This window comes from Alcanivorax sp., from assembly GCF_014762765.1.
Taxonomy (GTDB): Bacteria; Pseudomonadota; Gammaproteobacteria; order Pseudomonadales; family Alcanivoracaceae; genus Alcanivorax.
In genome coordinates this window covers 12673-16796 of record NZ_JABURH010000087.1, presented here as the reverse complement: position 1 = coordinate 16796, position 4124 = coordinate 12673, and the positions used below count along the sequence as shown (strand labels likewise).

4 protein-coding genes are annotated in these 4124 nt (G+C 59.2%); all 4 read left to right on the top strand.

Annotated features, from left to right (window positions below; genetic code table 11):
• Positions 1 to 115: 115 nt before the first annotated feature.
• Genes cyoA through cyoD form a run of 4 tightly spaced genes read left to right on the top strand, consistent with a single transcriptional unit; the run spans position 116 to position 4119 of the window.
• A complete protein-coding gene (gene cyoA, locus HUJ17_RS04340; RefSeq protein WP_290509523.1) occupies positions 116 to 1102 on the top strand; it encodes a ubiquinol oxidase subunit II in 987 nt (328 codons plus the stop codon).
• Between the two features lie 38 nt (positions 1103 to 1140).
• On the top strand, positions 1141 to 3141 hold the full coding sequence (gene cyoB / locus HUJ17_RS04335) for a cytochrome o ubiquinol oxidase subunit I (RefSeq protein WP_290509522.1): 2001 nt from the start codon (positions 1141 to 1143) through the stop codon (positions 3139 to 3141).
• A complete protein-coding gene (cyoC, locus tag HUJ17_RS04330; RefSeq protein WP_290509521.1) occupies positions 3134 to 3769 on the top strand; it encodes a cytochrome o ubiquinol oxidase subunit III in 636 nt (211 codons plus the stop codon). The genes cyoB and cyoC overlap by 8 nt, the downstream gene beginning before the upstream one ends.
• The gene (gene cyoD / locus HUJ17_RS04325; RefSeq protein ID WP_290509520.1) at positions 3766 to 4119 is read left to right on the top strand and encodes a cytochrome o ubiquinol oxidase subunit IV; all 354 of its coding nucleotides are present in this window, start codon (positions 3766 to 3768) and stop codon (positions 4117 to 4119) included. The genes cyoC and cyoD overlap by 4 nt, the downstream gene beginning before the upstream one ends.
• Positions 4120 to 4124 lie beyond the last annotated feature (5 nt).

Here is a 4124-nt window from a genome sequence, read left to right as displayed (position 1 = left end):
AACTTGCCACTCATCCCCTAGCACTTTAAGGCCATGGGACAAAATGTCCAATACCCGCTCCCCATTGCCTTGGCTAGAGTTCCCCTATCCCATAAGCCAACCAGAATAGCCGCCAATGCAAATATTCAAATACTTGCGTGGAGTGTCGCTGACGTTGCTTGTCGCTGCCCTGCTGTCGGGTTGCGATGCAGTCGTGATGTCCCCCTCTGGTGATGTGGCAGTGCAACAGCGGGACCTGATTGTCTGGTCCACCATCCTGATGCTGCTGGTCATCGTTCCTGTCATCGTGCTGACGCTGTGGTTCGCCTGGCGTTACCGCGAATCCAACACCGACGCCACCTACAAGCCGGACTGGACTCATTCCACCGTGCTGGAACTGGTGATCTGGGCGGTGCCGCTGCTGATCATCATCGCCCTGGGGGCGATGACCTGGGTGTATACCCACAAGCTGGACCCTTACCGGCCGCTGGATCGTATTGATGCCAGCACCCCGGTGCCGGCGGATCTGGAGCCGCTCACCGTGGAAGTGGTGGCGCTGGACTGGAAATGGCTGTTCATCTACCCGGAGCAGGGCATCGCCACGGTGAATGAGCTGGCGGCGCCGGTGGATCATCCGATCCGCTTCAAGATCACCGCGTCCACCATGATGAACTCCTTCTTCATCCCCGCCATGGCCGGGCAGATCTACGCCATGGCCGGCATGGAGACCAAGCTGCACGGCGTGATCAACGAGCCGGGCGTCTACCAGGGCTTGTCCGCCAACTACAGCGGTGCCGGCTACTCGCACATGAAATTCCAGTTCCACGGCCTCAGCGAGGCGGACTTTCAGGCCTGGGTGGACAAGAACAAGGCCAGCGGCAACACCCTTAGCCGTGAGGTCTACAAGGAGCTGGAAGTGCCCAGCATCAAGGACCCGGTGAAACGCTACGCCAGCGTCGATCCGACCCTGTACCACGCCATTCTCAACCGCTGCGTGGACCCGGGCACCGTGTGCATGGAAGACATGATGTACCACAGCGGCCATGGCAAGCAGGATGCGGATTCCGCAGACGGGCACGATGCCCACGCCGGCCATGACGCGCATGGAGGCCACCATGAATAAGTGTGTTCCCCTGAATTCAGCTGTAGCAGGTGTCGCCCATGTTTGAAAACCTGGACCTGACCAAACTCATATTCGGACGTCTGACCTGGGACGCGATTCCGTTCCATGATCCGATCATTCTCGCTACCTTTGCCGTGGTGGCAGTGGGTGGTGTGGCCATGCTGGTGGCGATTACCCGCTACAAGCTGTGGGGCTACCTGTGGAACGAGTGGTTTACCTCCATCGACCACAAGAAGATCGGCATCATGTACATCATCCTTGGCCTGGTGATGCTGCTGCGCGGCTTTGCCGATGCCATCATGATGCGCCTGCAGCAGGCCTTCGCCTTCGGCGACAACATGGGCTACCTGCCGCCGGATCACTACGACCAGATCTTCACCGCCCACGGCGTGATCATGATCTTCTTCGTGGCCATGCCGCTGGTCACCGGGATCATGAACTATCTGATTCCGCTACAAATCGGTACCCGCGATGTGGCCTTCCCGTTCCTGAACAACTTCAGCTTCTGGATGACCACCGGTGGCGCGGTGCTGATGATGATGTCCCTGTTCGTGGGTGAGTTCGCCAAGACCGGCTGGTTGGCCTATCCGCCCTTGTCGGGGATATTGCAGAGTCCCGGCGTCGGGGTGGATTACTATATCTGGTCGTTGCAGATCGCCGGTGTGGGTACCTTGTTATCGGGGATCAACCTGCTGGTGACCATCGTCAAGATGCGCGCCCCGGGCATGAGCCTGATGAAGATGCCGGTGTTCACCTGGACGTCCCTGTGCACCAACGTGCTGATCGTGGCTGCCTTCCCGGTACTGACCGCGGTGCTGGGCATGCTGACCCTGGATCGTTATCTGGGCACCGCCTTCTTCACCAACGACATGGGCGGCAACGCCATGATGTACGTGAACCTGATCTGGATCTGGGGTCACCCGGAGGTGTACATCCTGATCCTGCCGGTGTTCGGTATCTTCTCCGAGATCGTGGCCACCTACAGCCGCAAGCCGCTGTTCGGGTACACCTCCATGGTCTACGCCACCGTGGTGATCACCGTGCTGTCCTACCTGGTATGGCTGCACCACTTCTTCACCATGGGCTCCGGGGCCAGCGTGAACTCGTTCTTCGGGATCACCACTATGATCATCTCGATCCCCACCGGGGCCAAGGTGTTCAACTGGCTGTTCACCATGTTCCGTGGCCGCATCAAGTTCGATGTGCCCATGCTGTGGACCGTGGGCTTCATGGTCACCTTCGTGATCGGCGGCATGACCGGTGTGTTGCTGGCGGTGCCGCCGGCGGACTTCGTGCTGCATAACAGCCTGTTCCTGATCGCTCACTTCCATAACGTGATCATCGGTGGTGTGCTGTTCGGTCTGTTTGCGGGTATCACCTACTGGTTCCCCAAGGCCACCGGTTACAAGCTGGACGAGTTCTGGGGCAAGCTGTCCTTCTGGTTCTGGTTGATCGGGTTCTACTTCGCCTTCATGCCGCTGTACGTGCTCGGCCTGATGGGCGTGACCCGTCGTGTCAGCCATTTCGAAGATCAGTCCCTGCAGATCTGGTTCCAGATCGCCGCCTTCGGTGCGGTGCTGATCGCCGTGGGTATCGCTGCTTTCCTGATCCAGCTGATTGTCAGCTTCCGTCGCCGCGAAGCGCTGAAGGATGAAACCGGTGATCCCTGGGATGGCCGTACTCTGGAGTGGTCTACCTCCTCGCCGCCGCCGCCGTACAACTTTGCCTTCACTCCGCGCGTACATGACCTGGACGCCTGGTGGCAGATGAAACAGCACGGCTTCAAGCGCCCGGAATCCGGTTTTATCCCGATTCACATGCCCAAGGGCACCTGGGCGGGTGTCGTGCTGTCGGCGATCAGTGTGGCCTGTGGCTTCGCCCTGATCTGGCACATGTGGCTGGCAGCGGCGGTGACCTTTGTGGCGCTGATCGGCACCGCCATCTACCACACCTTCAATTACGACCGTGACTACTACATCCCCGCGGAGGAAGTAGAACGGATTGAAGCCGAACGAACCAAGGTGCTTGCCAATGTCTGAAGCAACCATGACCGCTGACGTGAAAACGCAGGATGGCCAGCTGGAGTTCCTGGTGAAGGGGGATCACCACCCCCAGAACGGTACGCTGCTGGGCTTCTGGCTCTATCTGATGAGTGACTGCCTGATCTTCGCTTGTCTGTTCGCCACCTATGGCGTGCTGGCGCGCAGCTATGCGGGCGGGCCCACCGGCATGGAGGTGTTCGATCTGTCCCTGGTGGCGATCAACACCTCGTTCCTGCTGTTGTCCTCCATCACTTATGGCTTTGCCATGCTGCAGATGCAGGCCAACCGCCTGAAGGGCACCCTGTTCTGGCTGGCGATCACCGGCCTGTTGGGCGCTGCCTTCCTGGGGCTGGAGCTGTACGAGTTCTATCACCTGATCCACATCGGCGCGACGCCGCAAACCAGCGGCTTCCTCACGGCCTTCTTTGCGCTGGTGGGCACCCACGGCCTGCACGTGTTGTTCGGTATCGTGTGGCTGGTGACCCTGTTGTTCCAGCTCAAGAAGCATGGCCTGATCCCCGAGAACAAGCGCCGGGTGTTCTGCCTGTCCATGTTCTGGCACTTCCTGGACGTGGTCTGGGTGGGTGTCTTTACTTATGTCTATCTGATGGGAGTGCTGCCATGAGTGAGCATACACACGACCACGATCACCACGAGGCGGAAGGCCCCCACGTTACCCTGAAGGAATACGTGATCGGCTTTGTGCTGGCGGTGATTCTTACCGTGATCCCGTTCTGGCTGGTGATGGGCAATGTCTTCGAAAGCTCCACCACCACGGCGCTGCTTATCCTGGCCTTCATGGTGGTGCAGATCTTCGTTCACATGGTGTATTTCCTGCACATGAACTTCCATTCGGAAGGGGGCTGGAACATGCTGGCGTTGATCTTCACGCTGGTGCTGGTGTTCATCACCCTGGCCGGTTCTCTGTGGGTGATGATCAGCCTGAACGCCAACATGATGCCGGGCATGATGTAGGGGGC

Bases quoted from the DNA above. Each gene is read 5' to 3' on its own strand.
- cyoD (WP_290509520.1), top strand. From the start codon at position 3,766: ATGAGTGAGCATACACACGACCACGATCACCACGAGGCGGAAGGCCCC.
- cyoA (WP_290509523.1), top strand. From the start codon at position 116: ATGCAAATATTCAAATACTTGCGTGGAGTGTCGCTGACGTTGCTTGTC.
- cyoB (WP_290509522.1), top strand. From the start codon at position 1,141: ATGTTTGAAAACCTGGACCTGACCAAACTCATATTCGGACGTCTGACC.
- cyoC (WP_290509521.1), top strand. From the start codon at position 3,134: ATGTCTGAAGCAACCATGACCGCTGACGTGAAAACGCAGGATGGCCAG.